At 58.6% G+C, this 20,316-nt stretch carries 21 protein-coding genes; 5 read left to right on the top strand and 16 right to left on the bottom strand.

The features are described from left to right. Nucleotides 1–60: 60 nt before the first annotated feature. From ACR3EM_RS02825 to ACR3EM_RS02840, 4 genes are all read right to left on the bottom strand, one after another. Nucleotides 61–273 (bottom strand): hypothetical protein, encoded by a 213-nt coding sequence (locus ACR3EM_RS02825; protein WP_170374251.1) that lies wholly within the window; start codon nucleotides 271–273, stop codon nucleotides 61–63. A gap of 53 nt (nucleotides 274–326) precedes the next feature. Next, complete coding sequence (locus ACR3EM_RS02830; protein WP_480469304.1) at nucleotides 327–2,108, bottom strand: acyl-CoA dehydrogenase C-terminal domain-containing protein; 1,782 nt, start codon at nucleotides 2,106–2,108, stop codon at nucleotides 327–329. 36 nt (nucleotides 2,109–2,144) lie between these two features. Then, on the bottom strand, nucleotides 2,145–2,546 hold the full coding sequence (locus ACR3EM_RS02835; protein WP_039536426.1) for a MerR family transcriptional regulator: 402 nt from the start codon (nucleotides 2,544–2,546) through the stop codon (nucleotides 2,145–2,147). A 172-nt stretch (nucleotides 2,547–2,718) separates the two neighbouring features. Continuing rightward, nucleotides 2,719–3,087 (bottom strand): MerR family transcriptional regulator, encoded by a 369-nt coding sequence (locus ACR3EM_RS02840; protein ID WP_480469305.1) that lies wholly within the window; start codon nucleotides 3,085–3,087, stop codon nucleotides 2,719–2,721. Between the two features lie 116 nt (nucleotides 3,088–3,203). On the opposite strand from ACR3EM_RS02840, the gene ACR3EM_RS02845 reads away from it, so the two are divergent. From ACR3EM_RS02845 to ACR3EM_RS02855, 3 genes are read left to right on the top strand one after another with little or no spacing between them, the layout of a single operon-like run. Next, nucleotides 3,204–3,623 carry a PaaI family thioesterase gene (locus ACR3EM_RS02845; protein ID WP_480469306.1) on the top strand — a complete coding sequence of 140 codons (420 nt, stop codon included), beginning with the start codon at nucleotides 3,204–3,206 and terminating at the stop codon, nucleotides 3,621–3,623. Between the two features lies 1 nt (nucleotide 3,624). Next, entirely contained in the window at nucleotides 3,625–4,140 is a 516-nt protein-coding gene (locus tag ACR3EM_RS02850; RefSeq protein ID WP_480469307.1) for a PaaI family thioesterase, read from the top strand. A 2-nt stretch (nucleotides 4,141–4,142) separates the two neighbouring features. Further along, nucleotides 4,143–5,459, top strand: a complete 1,317-nt coding sequence (locus tag ACR3EM_RS02855; RefSeq protein ID WP_480469308.1) for an MATE family efflux transporter — start codon at nucleotides 4,143–4,145, stop codon at nucleotides 5,457–5,459. On the opposite strand, the gene arsC is transcribed toward ACR3EM_RS02855, so the two are convergent. Genes arsC through ACR3EM_RS02875 form a run of 4 tightly spaced genes read right to left on the bottom strand, consistent with a single transcriptional unit; the run spans nucleotide 5,456 to nucleotide 7,615 of the window. After that, nucleotides 5,456–5,797, bottom strand: a complete 342-nt coding sequence (gene arsC, locus ACR3EM_RS02860; protein WP_480469309.1) for an arsenate reductase (glutaredoxin) — start codon at nucleotides 5,795–5,797, stop codon at nucleotides 5,456–5,458. The genes ACR3EM_RS02855 and arsC overlap by 4 nt on opposite strands. Beyond that, a complete protein-coding gene (locus ACR3EM_RS02865) occupies nucleotides 5,794–6,852 on the bottom strand; it encodes a quinone-dependent dihydroorotate dehydrogenase (protein ID WP_480469310.1) in 1,059 nt (352 codons plus the stop codon). Before ACR3EM_RS02865 ends, arsC begins: the two co-directional genes overlap by 4 nt. Further along, entirely contained in the window at nucleotides 6,849–7,280 is a 432-nt protein-coding gene (locus ACR3EM_RS02870; protein ID WP_480469311.1) for a DUF1330 domain-containing protein, read from the bottom strand. Before ACR3EM_RS02870 ends, ACR3EM_RS02865 begins: the two co-directional genes overlap by 4 nt. Beyond that, nucleotides 7,277–7,615 carry a DUF952 domain-containing protein gene (locus tag ACR3EM_RS02875; protein WP_480469312.1) on the bottom strand — a complete coding sequence of 113 codons (339 nt, stop codon included), beginning with the start codon at nucleotides 7,613–7,615 and terminating at the stop codon, nucleotides 7,277–7,279. The genes ACR3EM_RS02870 and ACR3EM_RS02875 overlap by 4 nt, the downstream gene beginning before the upstream one ends. A gap of 107 nt (nucleotides 7,616–7,722) precedes the next feature. Between ACR3EM_RS02875 and ACR3EM_RS02880 the strand changes: the two genes are divergently transcribed. After that, the gene (locus tag ACR3EM_RS02880; RefSeq protein ID WP_480469313.1) at nucleotides 7,723–9,306 is read left to right on the top strand and encodes a bifunctional metallophosphatase/5'-nucleotidase; all 1,584 of its coding nucleotides are present in this window, start codon (nucleotides 7,723–7,725) and stop codon (nucleotides 9,304–9,306) included. A gap of 49 nt (nucleotides 9,307–9,355) precedes the next feature. Here ACR3EM_RS02880 and ACR3EM_RS02885 read toward each other — a convergent pair whose 3' ends face one another. Next, entirely contained in the window at nucleotides 9,356–11,008 is a 1,653-nt protein-coding gene (locus ACR3EM_RS02885) for a tetratricopeptide repeat-containing sulfotransferase family protein (protein ID WP_480469314.1), read from the bottom strand. Between the two features lie 143 nt (nucleotides 11,009–11,151). Between ACR3EM_RS02885 and mnmH the strand changes: the two genes are divergently transcribed. Next, nucleotides 11,152–12,204: a tRNA 2-selenouridine(34) synthase MnmH gene (gene mnmH / locus ACR3EM_RS02890; RefSeq protein ID WP_480469315.1), complete on the top strand. Its 1,053-nt coding sequence runs from the start codon at nucleotides 11,152–11,154 to the stop codon at nucleotides 12,202–12,204. Here the strand turns inward: mnmH and selD are convergent. From selD to ACR3EM_RS02925, 7 genes are read right to left on the bottom strand one after another with little or no spacing between them, the layout of a single operon-like run. Beyond that, a complete protein-coding gene (gene selD / locus ACR3EM_RS02895) occupies nucleotides 12,195–14,354 on the bottom strand; it encodes a selenide, water dikinase SelD (RefSeq protein ID WP_480469316.1) in 2,160 nt (719 codons plus the stop codon). The two genes, mnmH and selD, sit on opposite strands and share 10 nt — an antisense overlap. A gap of 5 nt (nucleotides 14,355–14,359) precedes the next feature. Next, nucleotides 14,360–14,746 carry a Na+/H+ antiporter subunit G gene (locus ACR3EM_RS02900; RefSeq protein WP_480469317.1) on the bottom strand — a complete coding sequence of 129 codons (387 nt, stop codon included), beginning with the start codon at nucleotides 14,744–14,746 and terminating at the stop codon, nucleotides 14,360–14,362. A gap of 7 nt (nucleotides 14,747–14,753) precedes the next feature. Continuing rightward, nucleotides 14,754–15,023 (bottom strand): K+/H+ antiporter subunit F, encoded by a 270-nt coding sequence (locus tag ACR3EM_RS02905; protein WP_480469318.1) that lies wholly within the window; start codon nucleotides 15,021–15,023, stop codon nucleotides 14,754–14,756. Continuing rightward, nucleotides 15,020–15,517 (bottom strand): Na+/H+ antiporter subunit E, encoded by a 498-nt coding sequence (locus tag ACR3EM_RS02910; protein ID WP_480471885.1) that lies wholly within the window; start codon nucleotides 15,515–15,517, stop codon nucleotides 15,020–15,022. The genes ACR3EM_RS02905 and ACR3EM_RS02910 overlap by 4 nt, the downstream gene beginning before the upstream one ends. Further along, the gene (locus ACR3EM_RS02915) at nucleotides 15,517–17,058 is read right to left on the bottom strand and encodes a monovalent cation/H+ antiporter subunit D (protein ID WP_480469319.1); all 1,542 of its coding nucleotides are present in this window, start codon (nucleotides 17,056–17,058) and stop codon (nucleotides 15,517–15,519) included. The genes ACR3EM_RS02910 and ACR3EM_RS02915 overlap by 1 nt, the downstream gene beginning before the upstream one ends. Next, nucleotides 17,055–17,414, bottom strand: coding sequence for a Na+/H+ antiporter subunit C (locus tag ACR3EM_RS02920; RefSeq protein ID WP_480469320.1), 360 nt, complete (start codon nucleotides 17,412–17,414; stop codon nucleotides 17,055–17,057). Before ACR3EM_RS02920 ends, ACR3EM_RS02915 begins: the two co-directional genes overlap by 4 nt. Beyond that, complete coding sequence (locus ACR3EM_RS02925) at nucleotides 17,414–20,284, bottom strand: monovalent cation/H+ antiporter subunit A (protein WP_480469321.1); 2,871 nt, start codon at nucleotides 20,282–20,284, stop codon at nucleotides 17,414–17,416. The genes ACR3EM_RS02920 and ACR3EM_RS02925 overlap by 1 nt, the downstream gene beginning before the upstream one ends. Nucleotides 20,285–20,316 lie beyond the last annotated feature (32 nt).

The following is a 20,316-nucleotide window of genomic DNA, read 5'->3' on the forward strand; positions in this document are numbered from 1 at the left end:
GCGATCGCCCCTCCCGTGGCGTTTTGTGCATTGTCCGCCCAAGCTTACCGGCCTTGGTGCCTAGCGCTTGCGTGCCTCCAACTCGGAATTGAAAAGACGCAACCGATGGGTCAGGTTGTCTTCGTCAATGACGCTGTTGAAGTTCTCGAAGAGAAAAGACAGCGCTTCGCCTTCGTCCAACCCTGCCTCGCGGGCAAAGCCACGGAGTTTGCGATAGCCGTCCTCGGTCATGGCGACGGGAAATCGGCGGGTCAGGCGAAAGCGTTTTGGCATCTTGTCTCCTCCGGGATTGGGCTCGGGCAATATCGCCCGAACCCAGACTGAGATCAGAAGTTCGCCGCGTCCAGTGCCATCACCGTGTCTGCGCCGGTCTGAATGCGGGCCAGATGCATCGCTGTCGCGGGCAGGCGGCGCGCCATGTAGAAACGGCCAGTGGTGATCTTGGTCTCGTAGAACTCTTTGTCCGAGGCCCCATCGTCCAGCGCTTCTTGTGCGGCTTTTGCCATCTGCGCCCACATCAGGCCCAGGCAAACATGGCCGAACATGTGCATGAAGTCATAGGACCCGGACAGAGCGTTGTTCGGGTTCTTCATGCCTTCTTGCATGAAGTACATGCCAGCTGCTTGCAGGTCTTTCGACGCAGCTTTCAGCGGTTCGATGAAGGCTTTGTCATAGGCTTCGTTTTGACCGGCGTTTTCCTTGCAGAAGGATTTGACCATTTCGAAGAACGCCATGACGTGCTTGCCGCCATCCTGCGCCAGCTTGCGGCCGACAAGGTCCAGCGCCTGAACACCGTTTGCACCTTCGTAGATCATCGCGATACGAGCATCGCGTGTGTATTGCGACATACCCCACTCTTCGATGTAGCCATGGCCGCCGTAGACCTGCTGCGCCTGAACGGTCATGTCGTAACCTTCGTCCGTCAGGAAGCCCTTGATGACCGGTGTCAGCAGCGAGATCAGCCCGTCTGCGTCTTTGTCACCCGAGCGGTGCGCCTTGTCGATCATGGTCGCACCCCACAAGATGAACGCGCGTGCGCCCTCGGTGAAGCTTTTCTGATCCATCAGGTTGCGGCGGATATCCGGGTGAACGATCAGCGGGTCGGCGGGGCCATCCGGGTTCTTCACACCTGTTACGTCGCGGCCCTGTAGGCGATCCTTGGCGTATTCAACAGCGTTCTGATACGCAGCTTCGGCCTGCGACAGGCCTTGCATGCCCACACCAAGACGCGCTTCGTTCATCATTGTGAACATGGCGCGCATGCCCTTGTGTTCGTCACCCAGCAGCCAACCAGTTGCCTCATCATAGTTCATGACACAGGTCGAGTTGCCGTGGATGCCCATCTTTTCTTCGATCTTGCCAACCGAAACGCCGTTCCGCTCACCCGGGGAGCCGTCTTCGTTCACGATGAACTTGGGAACGATGAACAGCGACACGCCCTTGATGCCTTCGGGGCCACCTGGGATTTTCGCCAGCACCAAGTGGATGATGTTGTCGGCCATGTCGTGGTCGCCAGCCGAGATAAAGATCTTCTGACCGGAAACCTTATAGCTACCATCGCCCTGCGGTTCCGCCTTGGTGCGCATCAGGCCCAGGTCGGTGCCACAATGCGGCTCGGTCAGGTTCATGGTGCCGGTCCATTCACAGCTGACCATGTTGGGCAGGTAAGTGTTCTTCTGCTCGTCGGTGCCGTGCGCCAGGATCGCCGAGGCCGCGCCATGGGTCAGGCCCTGATACATGGTGAAGGCCTGATTGGAGCCCGAAAACATCTCGCCCACGGCGGTACCGATGACATAGGGCATGTTCTGGCCGCCATACTCTTCCGGCATGTCGAGGCCAGTCCAGCCGCCTTCCTTCATTTGCTCGAAGGCGTCTTTGAACCCGGTAGGGGTGTACACAATCCCGTTTTCCAACCGGCACCCTTCGGTGTCGCCGACGACGTTCAGCGGGTGCAGTACATTGGTGGCCACTTTGCCAGCCTCTTCCAGAACCGCGCCGGTAAACTCGGCCTCCAGTTCGTCATAGCCGGGGATGTCCGACTGCGAGACTTTCAGAACGTCGTGCAGGATGAACTGCATATCTTTGGTTGGCGCGTTGTAGACGGGCATGTGAAGCTCCCTTAATTCATATGTCCGGAGGCGGGTTTATTCGGCCGCCTTCTTTTCCTGTTTCATCGAGGCGATAACCTTTTCGCCCCAGCGCAACTGCTCTTTCAGTTCGTCGATGGCCTGTGTCAGCTCTTCGCGACGCGATTCCATGTCTGCCAGACGCTCGCACGCGATTTCATAAGTGCGGGACATCTGTGTCAGCTGCTGGTCACCCACGTGATACAGGTCCAGAAGCTGGCGGATTTCTTCGAGGCTGAAGCCAAAGCGCTTGCCGCGCAGGATCAGTTTCAGGCGCGCACGGTCCCGTTTGGTGAACAGGCGTTTTTGGCCTTCGCGGATCGGAAACAAAAGCTCTTTGGCCTCGTAGAACCGCAAAGTGCGGGGCGTGACATCATAGGTCTCGCACATTTCGCGGATGGTCAGTAGATCTTCGGTCATGGTTCAAACTCTCATCACTGGCGTCATGCATTCTGAGTTGCGCAGTCGATGGGCGTTTTACAACACACAAGTGACGTTTACGTAATGCGGACGCTGCGTCACAAAAAGGTTGACGTAACATCCGGTCGCGTAAACGCAGATTTCGGCAATTATCTTGCCGTAAGGGAAGGGGCTATTTCAGTAGTTCTACGGTCTGATCGCGCAACTGTTTCAGCGCATCCATCGCCTCATCCAGTTGCGCGCGTTGCTGACGCAGCTCTTCCATCTGCCGATCCGCCATCTCGATAAAGGTAGCCATCTGCGCCTGATTGCCCTGATCTTCATAGATCAGCAGCCACTGACGAATCTCTTCCAAAGGAAATCCAAACTTGCGACCACGCATGATCAGTTTCATCCGGGCACATTCACGAGGACCATAAAATCGCGATCTGCCTTCGCGGTCAGGTTGCAGCAATTCAATGTATTCATAATAGCGCAGGGTGCGCGGGGTCACGTCGAACTCGGCGCACATTTCTTTGAATGACAAACGGGTGTCGGACATTCCGGGTCTCCTTGGCTGCAACCTAGGGCGTCGTTGCCGTAAGCGCAACAGGCGGGCTTGCCCTTGGCGCAAACGCAGGCCCATAAAGGGTCAACACAAGGACAGGACCGAACCCCATGGTCGACAAGACAGTTTTAGCGCGCCAGTTCATCGAGGCGATCCCGCACGCCAAGGCCCTTGGGCTTGATCTGACCCATATCGGAGAAGGTGAGGCCGAAATCTCGATGCCTTATAACGAGCAACTGATCGGCGACCCGCGGACCGGCGTGATCCATGGCGGGGCTGTGTCGGCCATGCTGGATACCTGTTGCGGTGCCGCAGTGATGAGCCACCCCTCGGCCCCCGGCGGGACGGCGACCATCGATTTGCGCATCGACTACATGCGGGCCGCAACACCGGGGCAAAATATCCGAACCCGCGCCACCTGCTACCACATCACACGCAACGTCGCCTTTGTCCGGGCAACGGCGACGGATGACGATAACGAACGCCCCGTTGCAACCGCCTCGGGTGCCTTCACCGTGGAGGGGCGCTGAGATGGCACGACCTCGTCCCGAACCCGTACAGGTGGTCAAACAACGCCGCGATGCCGCTTTGACGGCGCTGGTTGAGGGAGTGCCGTATATCCGGTTCCTCAACATCACCTTTGATCGGCGCGGCGATGAACTGACAGGTGTGCTGAATTTCGATGAAAAGCTGATCGGCAATCCCTTTCTGCCCGCCATCCATGGCGGCGTGACCGCGGCCTTTCTGGAAGTCACCGCCGTGATAACGCTGAGTTGGGAGCATATGTTTCCTAGGATCGAAAGCGGTGAAATCGGTGCAGAGGATATTCTGACCGACGAAAACATCCGCTTTCCCAAGACCATAGATTTCACCGTCGATTATCTGCGCTCGGGCCTGCCGCGAGACGCCTATGCGCGTGCGTTCATCAACCGCTCGGGGCGGCGCTATGCCTCGGTCCGGGTTGAGGCCTGGCAGGACAACCATGCCAAGCTGTTTGCACAAGGCACAGGGCATTTCCTGATGCCACAGCCTTCGACAAAGGCATAAGCGTGGAGGACGCGACCGCGCCCATCACCCATCGGCGCGTTCTGAAGATTGCGTTGCCGATCGTGCTGTCGAATGCGACAGTGCCGATCCTCGGGGCGGTCGATACAGGCGTTGTTGGCCAGATGGGGCAGGCGGCTCCGATCGGGGCGGTCGGTATGGGCGCGGTGATCCTGTCCACCATCTACTGGATTTTCGGTTTCCTGCGCATGGGCACCACCGGGTTGGCCGCGCAAGCGCGCGGGGCCGGTGATACTGCCGAAACCGGAGCGTTGCTGATGCGCGGCCTGTTGCTGGGCGGCACGGCGGGGCTGTTCTTCATTGCAACTCAGGTCTGGGTGTTTCTTGGGGCCTTTGCATTGTCCCCTGCCAGCGCCGAGGTCGAGGCGCTGACCCGCGCCTATCTGGAAATTCGCATCTGGGGCGCGCCCGCCACCATTGCCTTATACGCGGTGACAGGCTGGCTGATCGCAGTCGAGCGGACGCGCGGCGTGTTCATCCTGCAGGTCTGGATGAATGGGCTGAATATCGTGCTGGATCTGTGGTTCGTGCTCGGCCTCGGCTGGGGCGTCGAGGGCGTCGCCATTGCCACCCTGATCGCGGAATGGACCGGCCTTGCGCTGGGGCTGTGGCTGTGTGGTGAGGCATTTGGCGGCAAGCAATGGCGGGACTGGCCGCGCATTTTTGACGCCAGCCGCTTACGTCGGATGATGCAGGTGAATGGCGATATCATGGTGCGCTCGGTTCTGCTGACCGGAGCCTTCACAACGTTTCTGTTCGTTGGCTCAGATCTCGGGGACGTAAATCTGGCGGCCAACCAAGTGCTGCTGCAGTTTCTGGAAATCACTGCCTTTGCGTTGGACGGTTTTGCTTTCTCCGCCGAGGCGTTGGTTGGGGGTGCCGTCGGTGCGCGGGATCGCCTCCAGGTCAGGCGCGCATCGGTCATGGCCTCGCAATGGGGCGTTGGCGGGGCTGTTGCGCTGGGGGTGGTGTTCTATCTGGCAGGGCCTGCACTGATTGACCTGATGTCGACCTCGCCCGAAGTGCGGAGCGCCGCGCGTGAGTTCCTGTTCTGGGCTGCGCTCGCCCCTGTGATCGGGGTAGCAAGCTGGATGTTCGACGGCATCTATATCGGTGCCACATGGACTCGCGACATGCGCAACGCAATGATCCAGTCAGTCGCGCTTTACGTGGTGGGGTTGATTGTACTCGTGCCGATGATGGGCAATCACGGGCTCTGGGCCGCGCTGATGGTTTTGAACATCGCACGCGGCATCACGCTTGGATGGCGCTATCCCAGACTAGAGGCACAGATCGCCTAGAGCAGGTCCAACAGTTTTTCGGGCGGACGTCCGATCGCTGCTTTGTCACCCGCGATGGCCAGAGGGCGCTCAATCAGGATCGGGTGGTTGGCCATGGCCTGGATCAGCGCCTCATCGGGTGAGGTTTTGCTCAGGCCTAGCTCTTTGAATGCCTTCTCACCGGTCCGCATCATGTTGATCGCCGGAAGGCCCAGTTTCGACTGAACAGCCCGGATTTCATCGGCCGAGGGCGCATCTTCAAGATACTTACGCACCTCAGGCTGGGCGCCGTTTTCCTGCAGCAACGCCAATCCGGCGCGCGATTTGGAACATCGTGGATTGTGCCAATATTCTATCATAGCCAGTCCTCTCGTTTGCTGCCCACGGCCTGCGCGACCGAAGTGAACCCGTCGCGTGCCAGCAATGCGTCCAGACCTTCCGGGATATCAGAGGCCAGAGAGATGCCGCCATAGACCATCGCGGTGTAGAACTGCACCGCAGAAGCTCCTGAGCAGATTTTGGCATAGGCTTGCTCGGGTGTACCGATGCCGCCAACCCCGATCAGAGGGATTTCTCCGTTGGTCAACTGGCTAAGCTGCGCCAGCACGCGGGTTGATTTCTCGAACAAGGGCGCGCCGGATAAACCTCCTGCCTGCTCCCCGTGCGCGCTGCGCAACCCGTCGCGCGACAGTGTGGTGTTGGTGGCAATCACCGCGTCTACACCGGTTTCTCGGGCGACATCGGCAATGTCCTGCAACTCGACCTCGGTCAGGTCCGGCGCGATCTTCAGGAAGATCGGGATCGGACGGAGCAAGGCATCGCGCGTTTCGATTACACCGCTCAGCAAAGCGCTCAACGCCGCTTTGCCCTGCAGATCCCTCAGCTTTTCGGTGTTGGGCGATGACACGTTGACGGTGGCAAAATCCAGATGCGCCGCGCAATGGGCGAGTACCTTGGCAAAGTCTCCGGGACGATCGTCACTGTCTTTGTTCGCACCGAGGTTCAATCCGATCACTGCGTTCTTGGGACGGCGAGCCAGACGCTCGGCCATGACTTCCATCCCGTCGTTGTTGAAGCCAAAGCGGTTGATGGCTGCACGATCTTCTGACAGGCGGAACAGGCGTGGTTTCGGGTTGCCGGGCTGGGGCCGCGGGGTCACTGCTCCCACTTCGATAAACCCGAAACCGGCATGCGAGAGCGGCTCCAGCGCCTCACCGTTCTTGTCGAACCCTGCGGCCAGACCGACCGGATTCGGCAATTCCAGACCTGCGACTTGGGTTTTCAGCCTGTCTGATGTGACAGGCCCAGGTGTTGGCGCAAGCCCCGACGTCAGGGCCTTGATCGAAAGCCCATGTGCGGTTTCTGGGTCAAGGCGATGCAGGGCTGCCAGCCCCAGTTTCTCGGTCAGTTTCATCCGAAGGAAGCTCCACCTTCTGTTGGCGCGCAGCGGATCAGGCGCGAGGTTTCAACAGCGGCCTGCCGGTGTATCACCGCAGCGCGATAGATGGGGTCCGTCACCATTTCCAGAAACGCGTGGGCGGTGGGATAGCGGGCGATGAATACCTCGTCCCACGCCTCATCCTTCGGTCCGATCAGGGTTGTCTGAAATGCACCGCGCCAGAGTATCGAAGCACCAATGCGTGCAATGATCGGCGCGGTCTCGGACCCATAGTTGCGATAGGCCTGTGCGCCGGTCAGGCTGGCGTTGGCCAGCGGGTGATCGGATGGGTAATCTGCCGTTTCACGGAATTTCACCAGATTGAGCATCTCGATCGGATGGTCCCGATTGAGGTTCTTGAAAGCTTCGAATTGTTCGCGCTCGGGGTCGATGAAGCGGGTCATGCCATCTCCTCCGGAAACTGATGAGCCGTTCCATCGAAGGGCAGGTCACGCGACCAGATCACGTCGGACAGGCGAATCTGACGGTAGAGATGGGGAAACAGCGCGCCGCCACGCGAAACCTCCCACTTCAGATCATCGCCCATTGCGTCCGCATCACAAGCCAGAAGGGTCAGGCCTTCGACACCGGCAAAGTGCTTGGCTGCCGTCTCAGCCGCCTGCGCGGCGGTCGAGAAATGGACGAACCCATCCGTCACATCAATCGGTGCGCCATCCGAGGCTCCTTGTGCCTGCAAGGTCGCCCATTCATCAGCGCGGAAAATCTTGTAAATCAGCATGAGGTCCTGATGCCTCGCGTGACGGGCAGAATCAAGCCGGATTTCCCCCTTTGACTCTCTTGGCTTCGCGGCGCACGATCTATGCAATCACTAATAGGGAGTTTCAGATGTTTACCCGATTTCTTGCATCGGCTGCAGTGCTCGGCCTGACCGCAGGTATGGCGGCGGCTGAATATAAGCTGACCATTCTGCACACCAACGACATTCACAGTCGCATCGAATCCATCAACAAGTATGATTCCACTTGCGACGCGGAAGACGAAGCCGAGGGGAAGTGCTTTGGCGGCGTTGCGCGCCTTAAAACAATGGTGGATGGCAAGCGCGATGAGCTTGCAGGTCAGAATGTGCTGCTGCTCGACGCAGGCGACCCGTTCCAGGGTTCGCTGTTCTACACCACCTACAAAGGGGCTGCCGAGGCCGAGTTTATGGAAGCCATCGGTTATGATGTGATGGCCGTTGGCAATCACGAATTCGACGACGGCCCTGCAGGCTTGGCGGCTTTCATTGATACAGTCAGTTTCCCCGTGATCTCGGGCAACTTGGACCTGTCATCGTCGACTGAACTGAAAGGCAAGGTGGATAACCACGTTGTTTTGGAAGTTGGTGGCCAAAAAATAGGCATCATTTCAGCACTGGCTACAGATACGGTCGAAACCTCCAGCCCGGGCAAAGATGTCGTGTTCCAGGATGAGATCGACAGCCTGTCGGCCGATGTCGCGGCGCTGCAGGACGAGGGTGTGAACATCATCATTGCCCTCAACCACGTTGGTCTGGCCAAAGATATCGAGATCGCAGAGAAAGTACCGGGTCTGGATCTGGTGGTCGGCGGGCACTCGCACACGTTGCTGTCGAACACGGATGAGGACGCAGCAGGTGCCTACCCGACGATGGTCGGCGATGTCCCTGTTGTTCAGGCCTATGCCTATTCGAAGTATCTGGGCGAAATCACGCTGACCTTTGACGACGACGGCAACCTGATTTCGGCAGAAGGTGAGCCGATCCTGCTGGATGCCTCGGTCACCCCAGACGCAGATATCGCGGCGCGTGTCGCGGAGATGGGTGCCCCCATTGAAGAGATGAAGCAGCGCGTCGTGGCCAATTCTGCCGCTGCGATCGAGGGCTCTCGCGATATCTGCCGCGTGCAGGAATGCGAGATGGGCAATCTGGTTGCGGATGCGATGCTCGCACGTGTGGCGGATCAGGGCGCACAGATTTCGATTGCAAATGCGGGCGGGCTGCGTGCCTCGATCGACGAAGGCGAGGTGACCATGGGCGAGGTGTTGACGGTTCTGCCGTTCCAGAACACGCTCTCGACCTTCGAGATCAGCGGCCAGGGTGTCATTGACGCGTTGGAAAACGGTGTGAGCCAGGTGGAAGAGGTCAAAGGCCGCTTCCCACAGGTGGCAGGCATGTCCTTCACGTGGGACCCCTCGGTCGCTCCGAATGAGGGTCGCATAACCGAAGTCATGATTGCCAAGGACGGTGGCTTTGAGCCGATTGATCCGGCTGCGACCTATCTGGTGGTGACCAACAACTATGTCCGCAATGGTGGGGACGGATATTCCGTGTTCTCGGGCGACGACAAGAACGCCTATGATTTCGGGCCCGATCTGGCGGATGTTACCGCTGAGTATCTGGCCGAGAATGCGCCTTACCAGCCTTACGTGGATGGACGCATCAAACAGAAATAAACTGTTTCCTCAGAAAGCAAAGGCCGCCTGAATCGGCGGCCTTTGTCGTTTAGCTGAACTCGTATTCTGGCCAGAGATCGGAGTCGAACCCGTCCAGCATCGGTTGAATGTGTTCTGCAACCTCGCGCCATCCCCCGATGGAGCGGGTCGAGATTTTCTTGCGCACCTGATCAGCGCTGGCCGTGCGGACCTGCTTGTCGCTTTCTTCGGGATGCATCATCCGCTCATCCCATTCGATGTCACAGAACGCGGCGACCTTTTGGCTGTTGATCTGGGGGTCAGACACAAGCTCTTCATACGAGATGGTGAGGATACGATCACCGAACATCTTGTCCCAATGCGTCATGTACCGCCGGTAAAGGTTGGCGGAATGTGCGATTGCCTCAAAGTTTGACGCATAGCGCATGCCCGGAGCTGGGAAACGCCTGATCCATTTTGACAGCCCCACATCTCTGGGGTCGCGCAATATATTGATCACGCGGGCATTGGGAAACGCGGATAGCAGGAAGCCAACGCGCTGATAGTTATGTGGCATCTTGTCGACAAATGCAGCAGGCTCACGCGGGAGCGGCGGCATCAGTCGGAGATACTCCCGGGCAAACTCCGCTGCCGCATCTGCATCAAATGGTTTCTGGTCTTCAACGAATGGCCGAGAAAGGTCGATGGCTAACGTGAGCTCACCGCAGCCGACAACACCCGGAGACGTGCTGAGCATCACTTCCATCAACGTTGTGCCGGACCTGGGCTGACCGACCACGAAGATCGGCTTGGGCGTGTCAGAATCCTCGGCGGCCGCTACGGCCTCACGGTTCGGAAAGACTTCGCAGGTATTCTGATATTTGTTTTCTTCATGGGCAGAGCGATATGGGTCCGCTTCGTGCTGTATCTGATTGGCTCGTGCGAACTGCGATAGGGCTGCAGCCAAACCTTCGCTGCGCCTGATGACCTGAGCCTTGGCAAATTCAAGCATCGAATCGTCGTGGTCACTTTTCGCGATGGCAAAGTCGATGCTTTCGGAAAGGCGCACGGCCTCTTCTTTTGTGACTGATCTGGACAGTTGATAAAGTGCCGGGGCGCATAGAGGGTTGGCCTCGAACACCGTCTGAACAATGGTAGTCGCGGCTTCTGTCGCTCCACAGCGGTATAGGTCATCCGCTTTTCCAAGTGCGATTTCTTCATTGCGCGGTTCCAGCTCATAGGCTCGCGAAATGTCGTTGGAGCATTGATCGACAAAACCGATATGCCCATAGGCACGGGCGCGAGCTGACAACAGACCGGCATTGTCTGGATCTTTCTCCAACCGTTGCGTGGCGTGCTCAACGATCGACCGCCAGTTCTGGCCTTTCAGCTGAATTTCGTCGATGACGCGGTTCAATTCCTTGTTGTTTGGAAATTGCTTAAGCTTTTTTTCGGCATAGAGCAGCGCGCGCAGCGTCTGGCCTGTTTGCATCAGTGCGTTTGCCAGATTTTCGACGAACTGCGGATCGTCGGGCTTTTTCCGCGAGGCCTCTGCAAAATGTGGGATGGCTTGGGCATATCGCTTCATTTCGGTCAAAACGAAACCCGCAATTGCGTGATAGGCTGGGTCTTTGGGGAATTTCTTGATCCCCAACTGCGCCTTCTTCAGGGCTTGTGGCAGCTTGCCCGCTTCAATATCGCTCAGCGCTTTGCTCTTGAGGGTTTTTACATTTTGTTGTGCCATCTGAGCGCGCCTGCCCTGTGTCATTACGAAACCAGTTCTACTGGTTCATTATCGATGCATGGTCGGTTTGCAATATCCCTTCCACAGACATGCAATCGGCTCGCCGTCTTTCCTTTCGCCCATGCTCAGGCTAGACCACTGACATGGCGTTGAATTTCTCTGATCTGCCGCAGCTTTACGACCATGCGTTCGACGACATTATCGACGTACGCAGTCCGGCGGAATTTGCCGAGGATCATTTGCCCGGTGCCATCAACCTTCCGGTTCTCGACAATGAAGAACGTGCTCAGGTCGGCACGATCTATGTGCAGCAAAGCCCGTTTCTGGCGCGCAAGCTTGGTGCTGCGCTGGTCTTTCGAAATGCCGCAGCGCATGTTGAAAACAGCCTGAGCCACCACGAAGGCGACTGGCGGCCTCTGGTCTATTGCTGGCGCGGCGGACAGCGTTCGGGCTCGTTTACCTGGATGCTGCAACAGATCGGCTGGCGAGCTGAGGTGGTCGAAGGTGGCTATCGCACCTATCGCCGGTTAGTGAAACGGTATCTCTACGACGATCCATTGCCGCACCAATTTGTGGCGCTGGATGGCTATACCGGCACCGCCAAAACCGAACTTCTGGCGCATCTGCAGGCCCGGGGTGTGCAGGTGCTGGACCTCGAAGGGTTGGCCAATCATCGGGGTTCTCTGCTCGGTGAAATGCCGGGTGGCCAGCCTGGCCAGAAGGCTTTCGAATCCGCGTTGGCTGCGGCCTTGTGCAAGCTGGATGCAAGCCGGCCTGTGGTGGTTGAGGCAGAATCGTCCAAGATCGGTACTCTGATTCTGCCACCCTCAGTCTGGGCGGCGTTGCTTGCCGCGCCTCGGGTTCAGGTTACTGCTTCCATCGTGGCCCGGACCGCGTATTTGGTTCGCGCTTATGACGACATCCTGTCTGATACTGAGCGATTGCGGGATCGCCTTTCACCCTTGCGTTTTCATCGTGGTCACGAAGTCGTCGATGGGTGGATGGCCCTGATCAATGCAGACGACAAGCCGGGGCTGACCCGGGCTTTGATGGAGCAGCACTATGACCCGGCTTATGCCAAATCCCGCCGGACTCGGTCGGCTGATCTTCTTGCCGAGGTCGAAGCTCCGACACTGGATGACAAGGGCCTTTCGGCTACGGCTGAAAGGATCGCGGTGATGCTGGATCAGCTTTGAAGTCGTAACCCGCATTCCCGATCCAAGCGCCCGATGATCACTGCCGGATAGCCTGCGGCTTTCAAATCAGAGCAAAGGGATTCAGCCTGATCGGCAGAGACGGCCGCCAGTAGGCCCCCGGCGGTTTGCGGGTCATACAGCAGATCGACTTTACCACCGCTGGGCAGATCCGGAGTGATCATGCGGTTGTCGGGATAGAGGGTCGAACGGATGCCTCGCTCGCTCAGTTCCAACGCACCTTGCATCACGGGGATTGCGCCAAGATTCAACGTCGCCCCGCAGCCGGATGCCTCGCACATGCCGTGCAAATGGCCAGCCAGACCAAAGCCGGTGATATCTGTCATCGCATGCGCATTGCGCAACAGGCGCGAGGCGTCCCCTTGCGGCTGAACCATTTGTGCGAAGGCTGCAGCGACCCAAGCACCATCGGCTTGACTGGCCATTTCGGCAGCCATCAGAACACCGCTGCCGAGAGGTTTGCTCAGAATCAGTGCGTCGCCGGGCCTCGCGCCGTTCAGGGTGATCGGATCGGCGTCACACAGGCCGGTCAAAGTGAATCCGATGGTCATCTCATCACCCATCGAGCTGTGGCCGCCGACGATCTCGGCCCCGGCTTCGCGCATAACCTCGGTGGCGGTTGTCATGATTTCGGCCATCGTCCGCTGTTGCAGCTCTGCCGACATGCGGGGCAGGATGATCGTTGCGGTTGTGGCCTGTGGTTGCGCGCCCATAGCCCATATGTCGCCAAGCGCATGGACGGCGGCAATCCGGGTCATCAGCGCGGGGTCTTCGGTGAAGCTGCGCAGATGGTCCGAAGTCATGACCTGCCGCGCACCGCCCGTGGTGATCAACGCTGCGTCGTCACCGGGCAGAGGGGCTATGTCTGGCCGATCAGGCGCTGGCAGGTTCTGAAGCACGGTTTGCAATGCGCCGCGTCCCACCTTGGCTCCACAGCCACCGCACATAGGTTTTTCACCTAAGGCTTCTTGCATTCCCGCGGTATGAAGCCGAGGCAGGGCGGAGGGCTGCATCTGTGGCAAATCACGGAAACGGTTCATAAAACTCTGATCGATGTGGTTTTTCCATTTCCACATCAGCGGGCCGCTGAATGAGGTGCCCAAACGCTCGGCCAGTGCCGACTTGCCGCCCAGTGAGATCAGCTTCAGATAATCTTTCTGCGGCGTGTACTTGCGCATCCGACCAGCGCCCAGGGCCGCCCTGAGATTGTCAAACAGCACCGGCGCCTCGCGCACGGCGTAAACCCCGGCTTTGGGGCGCGGGTTGTCAGAGAGGTGCGCGCAATCGCCAGCGGCGAAGATCACCGGATCGCTGGACTGCAGATAGCCGTTGACGCGAATGTAACCTTCGTGAAGGTCCAGACCGCTCTCGGCCATCCATTCATAGGGCCGCGCACCAGCGGCCCCGGTTATGAAATCAGCGGGTATTTCCCGGCCATCGGTTAGCTCGACCTGTCCAGCTGATATCTGCTTGATTGCGCTGTGCTCCAGAACCTCGATACCCAGTTGCGCCATCGCTTGTCGGATCGTCGCAGCAGCTTTCGGGACCGTTGCGGTCAGGGCGGTGGCATTGTCGATCAGTGTCACCTGCGCGATGCGTCCTTTGCTGCGTAGCGCATGCGCCATGGCCATTACGAGTTCGACACCCGCGACCCCTCCGCCAATCACTGCGACCGATGCAGGGCCGGAGCCTGCCAGATACGCGGCCCATTGCGCAGCGAACGGCCCCAGCGGTTTGGCCGGAACCGCGTGTTCCGCAAAACCGGGCAGGGCGGGCATGTCGGATGTGATCCCCACATTCACCGATGCGACGTCAAAGGCGACCGGCGCGCGCCCGGGCACGTGAACTTTCTGCATGACGGGATCAATACCGTTGACCGCGCCCAGAATGACACGCGCACCAGCAAAACGCGCGAGCCTGACCAGATCGATATCCAATTCCCCACGCTCATAGTGACCGGCGACAAAGCCGGGCAGCATCCCGGAGTAGGGCGCGGTGGGGCCAGGATTGATCACCGTGACCCGCGCGCCGGGCAGCGGGTTCATGCCCCATTTTTGCAGCAGCAGCGCATGCGTGTGGCCTCCGCCTATCAGAACCAGATCGCGGGTCAGGGGCAGCGGAGGTGTGTGCATGGGTCTCAGTTCGTGCTGTGGTCAGGGACGTCCTCGACCTGTTCGACCGCGTGGGTGGCCCAAAGCTCATCCTCGCCCGCGTCCGGCAGATCGCTGGGCTTTTCATGACGATGAATGTGCCATTTGGCAATGAACAGCGCCGTGATCGGAGCAGTCAGGAACAAGAACAGCGTGATCAGAAGCTCGTGCATGGACAGCTTGCCCTCAAGCAGAACCGAATGCGCGATCGAGGCCAGCAGGACGCCGCCGACACCCAACGTCGTTGCCTTGGTGGGGGCGTGCAGACGGGACATGGGGTCTTTCAGCTTGATCATGCCGAAGGAGCCGACAAAGCCGAAAATACCCGAAATGACCAGAAAGAAGGTGATGAGCAGTTCGTAGAAAAATGTCATACTGCCCTCACTCGATGATATTGCCGCGCAGCATGAAGCGCGCATAGGCCACGGTCGAGACAAAGCCCAGCATGGCGATGATCATGGCGGATTCGAAGAAGATTTCGGTTTCGACACTCAGACCGTAAAGGATCAGCAGAGCGATAGTGTTGATCACCATGGTATCCAGCGCCAGAACGCGGGTACCGACGCCGTCGGCGGTGATGATACGCCACAAACACATCATGATCGCGGTGCCGAAACAGGCGAAAGCAAAGTAAATCGCATAGGTGATCATTCGAAAATCTCCTTCAAGCGCCGCTCGTAACGTTGTTTTATCTGATCGCGCACCTCCTCGGGGTTGGGCGCGTCAAGGCAATGGACCAGCAGACAGTGCCCTTGTGCGGACAGATCGCAGCTGACTGTGCCGGGGGTCATGGTGATGGTTCCCGCCAGCACGGTGATGGCCTCGGGCGTCCGCAGTTCCAGCGGAACGTTCACAAAGGCGGGCTGGCGATCCGCGTCGCGTTTGAACAGGATGATCCGGGCCACCGCGATATTGGCCATCACGATATCCCAAAGGACCACCAACATGTACTCGGTAATCATCGGCCAATTGCGCAGCTTGGGGCGATCCGGCCAGTAGGGTTGCGTGATGAAGGGAATGATAATCCCCAACAACAGGCCAAAGACCAATGAGTTCAATGACCCGTTATTGGCCAACAGGACCCATACGAGCGTCAGCAAAGCGGTCAGATGGGGGTGCGGAAATATCCGGCGCAGAAGCTTCATCATTCTTCCCCTCCCAGCACGGCCGAGATGTAGTCATCCGGTGTAAAAAGCTGCGCGGCAGTGTTGCTGGAGTATTCCAATGCCGGACCCGCAAAAAGCGTCAGCAGGATGAGACCCAGAACCGCTCCGAACACCGAAGTGAAGGCAAGGCCCGGATAGGGCTCGGGCGCGGTTGAGGCGCTGATGTCTTCCTCTGTTGGATCAGGCGGAACACTATATTGCGCATCATAGCATTTCCAGAAGATCATTGTGCCCGCCCGGGCCAGTCCGACGATGGTGACGAAGGATCCGATCAAGATCACGGCCCAAACCGCGTTGGCATCCGGCGCCCCGCGTGAGGCATCCAGAACCAGCAGCTTGCCGATAAAGCCTGACAAGGGGGGCATCCCCGCCATTGCAATAGCTCCAACAAAGAACAGGGCCGAGATCAGCCCGGTTTGCGGCATAGGTGCTTTGGGCGCGATGGCTCCGCCGCGGCGCTCCATCACCAAATCCGCGACCAGGAACATCAGGGCCGTCGCCAGCGTGGAATGGAAGATGTAATAAAGTGCCGCTGCTGTCGCGGCCTCGCTGAACAGCGAGATAGCGATCAGCAATGTGCCCATCGAGGCAATGGCACAGAAAGCCACCATGCGGGCGATATGTTGCGAGCCCAGAATGCCGATGGCACCAACGGCCAAGGTGAGCAGTGCCGCGGGCTGCAACCACGTGCCGACCAGCCCGTCGGTTACGGCAACATCCGGGCCGAAGACCAAGGTATAGACCCGCAGGATCGAATAGGCACCCACTTTGGTCATGATCGCGAACAGGGCCGCAACGGGCAGCGGTGCGTTTGCATAGCTGGCAGGCAACCAGAAATGCAGTGGCAGGACTGCGGCCTTGATGCAGAACACCAGCAAGAGCAGAACCGCCCCGACCCGTAGCAAGGCGGTGTCTTCGGGTGGAATCTCGGCCACGCGCACGGCCAGATCGGCCATGTTAAGCGTGCCGGTTACGGCATAGATCGTGCCCAACGCAAACAGAAACAGGGTCGAGCCGAGCAGGTTGTAGGCAACATACTGTACCCCGGCTTTTAGCCGCACTGAGCCGCCCGCATGCGTCATCAGACCGTAGGACGCGATCAGAAGCACCTCGAAAAATACGAATAGGTTGAATGCGTCGCCGGTCAGGAATGCTCCGCAGACACCCATAAGCTGGAAATGGAACAGCGCGTGGAAGTGCTTGCCCCGCTCATCCCAGCCAGAACCTATGGCGTAAAGGACGATCGGCAGGGCCAGCAGGGCGGTCAGCAGCACCATCATGGCCGACAGTTTATCCAGCACCATGACGATGCCGAACGGTGCGGGCCAGTTGCCCAGCTCATAAACCTGTATATCCCCACCCGAGGCCTGAGCGGTGATGGTCAGCGCAATCCCCAGCAAACCCACCACGCCCGCGACCGAGAAGATGCGTTGCAGGTCCAGGTGATAACGCAGGACCATGATGATGAATGGGGCCAGGATCGCGGGCAGGACGATCGGCGCAACGATCCAGTGGTTCATGCGTCTTCTCCCGTCGCGTCCACGCTGTCGCTTGCGCTCATGTCGATATGGTCATCCTTCGAGGACAGATAGGCGCTGAGTGCGATCATCACGATCACCGCAGTCATCCCGAAAGAGATCACGATGGCTGTCAGCACCAGCGCCTGCGGTAGCGGGTCGGTATAGGGGACGTCCTTGTATTTGTTCAGCACGGCAGGTGCGTTCAACGCAAGCCGCCCGGTGGCAAATAGGAATACGTTTACCGCATAGGTGATCAGGGACAGGCCCAAAATTACAGGGAATGTACGGCGGCGCAGGATCAGGAAAATCCCGGCTGCGGTCATGACGCCGACTGCAGAGGCTACGAGCGCTTCCATCAGGCCTGCTCCTTCTCATTATCTTTTTCCTGAGGATGATCCCGCAGCGGGTTGATATCCATCGGGAATTCTTGCGCCATACCCGGCTGCCAGGCAAATCGCGACAGACTGTCGAGCGCCAGCATCACTGCACCCAATACTGCCAGGAACACGCCCGTATCAAACAGGATTGCAGTGGCCCATTCGAACTCTTCCAGCGGTGGCCAGTTGATATAGCCGAAGTCGCTGGTCAGGAAGGGACGCTCGTTGAACCAGGCGCCCAGCCCTGTGGCCGCAGCGATCAGGACACCCCAGCCGATGGTGCCGTGGTAGTAGAACCTTTGCCGCTCAATCGCCCAGGTATAGCCGCTCGCCATGTATTGCATCAGGAAGGCGATGGCGACGATCAGGCCCGCAATAAAGCCGCCTCCGGGCTGATTGTGGCCGCGGAAGAAGATGTAAGCGCCGACCATCAATGCGATGGGCATCATAACGCGAGTGACGACCACCATCATCAGAGGATGCGAATCTCCTGATTGCGGCCAGTGCGGTTTGCGGTTCAGAAGATAACCACGCACGTTTGTGCTCAAGACCGCCTCGGTCAGGGCATAGATGATCAGCGCGGCAATACCCAGAACGATAATCTCGCCAAAGGTATCAAAGCCCCGGAAGTCGACGAGGATGACGTTCACGACGTTGGTGCCGCCACCGCCTTTGTAGGAATTCGCCAGATGGAATTCCGAGATTGTCGGGAAAGCAAAATCCCGCATCATCAACGCATAGATCAATGCACCCGTGCCGATCCCCGCAATCACCGAGATTGCTGCATCGCGCCAACGCCGCGCGGCGCTGCTGTCCCATGGTGTCTCGGTGGGCAGGAAGTTCAGTGACAACAGCAGCAGGATCATAGTCACCACCTCGACCGAGATCTGGGTCAGGGCGAGGTCCGGGGCTGAGAGGTAGTTGAACGCCATCGATACGATCAGGCCAACAACGCCGATCAGCACCAGTGAGAGCAAGCGATTGCGATGGAACCACATGATTGCCAGTGTCGCGCCCACCAGACAGATCCAACCGATGATCGGGATAATCTGCGCCGGAACAGGCATCCGAGTTTCAACACCGATGGTCCCCGTTGTGTACGCGTAGTAGCCAAGCCCGACGGTGAAGGCGACGAAGATGATCGCATAACGGCTGAGGACACCGTTATGCAGCTCATCGGTGATCCAGCGACTAAGACGCGTGAACGCTTCGATGATCGCCTCGAAGATCACTTTAGCTTCAGGGCGAGGCAGAGCGTTCCAGAGCTGATCGCCGCGTTTATGCAGTGACAGCAGGAACAGACCGCCCAGCGTTGCCACTACGGACATATAAAGCGCGGGCGTAAATCCGTGCCAGAGCTTCAGCGAGTAGTAGGGTAACTTCTCGCCTCCGATCACCGCGCTGGACACAACCGCCACCAAAGGACCGACGATTGCCGCCGAATAGAGGCCAATCAGAACAACCAACACCACAAGGAACGCCGGAGCCAGCCACAGGCCCACGGGCGGGTCATGAGGATGCGCGGGATAGTCCTCCCGTTCGGGACCCAGGAACACATGGCTGACGAAGCGGAAAGAGTAGGCCGCCGAGAACAGCGCCGCCAGCAACGCCAGACCAGGCACCAGATAATGCGAGTTCAGCCAGGTGGTGTGGACTGTCTCCTCCAGCATCATCTCTTTCGACAGGAACCCGTTCAGCGGAGGTAAACCCGCCATTGATAGGGCTGCGATGGTGCCAATCGTGAAAGTGATCGGCATCAAGTGTCGCAAACCGCCCAGCCGTTTGACATCACGCGTTCCGGTCTCGTGATCGATGATCCCGGCGGTCATAAAGAGGGCTGCTTTGAATGTCGCGTGGTTGATAATGTGGAAGATGGCAGCGACGGCGGCGAACTTGGTGCCAAAGCCCAAGAGCATGGTCACCAGCCCAAGATGAGATACCGTTGAAAACGCCAGCAGCGCTTTGAGGTCATCCTTGAACAGAGCAATCACCGCACCCAGCAGCATGGTGATCAGACCGGTGGTGGCAACGATATAGAACCACGCGTCGGTGCCCGCGAGAACGGGCCACATCCGTGCCATCAGGAACAGGCCAGCCTTCACCATCGTGGCCGAGTGCAGATAGGCTGATACGGGCGTTGGTGCGGCCATCGCGTGCGGCAGCCAGAAGTGGAACGGGAATTGAGCCGACTTGGTGAAACAGCCCAGCAGGATCAGGATCAGTGCAGGCATATAATAAGGCGAGCTCTGGATCAGTTCTTTGTTCTGAAGGATCACGCTCAGGTCATAAGATCCCACGATATTGCCCAGGATCAGCATCCCGGCGATCATTGCCAGACCACCCGAACCGGTCACGGCCAGCGCCATACGCGCACCCTGCCGCCCCTCGGGTAGGTGTTTCCAATAGCCGATCAGCAAGAATGAGCTGAGCGATGTAAGTTCCCAGAAAATAAGCAGAAGAAGGATGTTATCCGACAGAACGATCCCGACCATCGCGCCCTGAAACAGCAACAGATAGGTATAGAACTGCCCCATTGGGTCTTCGCGTGACAGGTAGAACCGAGCGTAGAGGATGATTAGCAGGCCAATGCCGAGGATAAGAAGCGCAAAAAGAAAGCCCAGCCCATCCAGCATGAAGTTTGCATTCAGACCCAAACCCGGCATCCAGTCGAACCTTGCGGTAACAACCTCGCCGCGCATCACGGACGGAATGTGGATGAGCAGCCCCATCAGGGCAAGGAAAGTGGTCAACCCTGCGGCTGAAGCAGCTGCATTTCGTCCCGCCCGGATCAGGAGGGCTGGGAATACAGCTCCGATGAAGGGAAGGGCCGCGATGAGGAATAGGGACAAGTGCGATACTCCGGTCTTGGCGGTCGATATGA

The sequence above is a fragment of the Ruegeria sp. AH3 genome, from assembly GCF_056536265.1.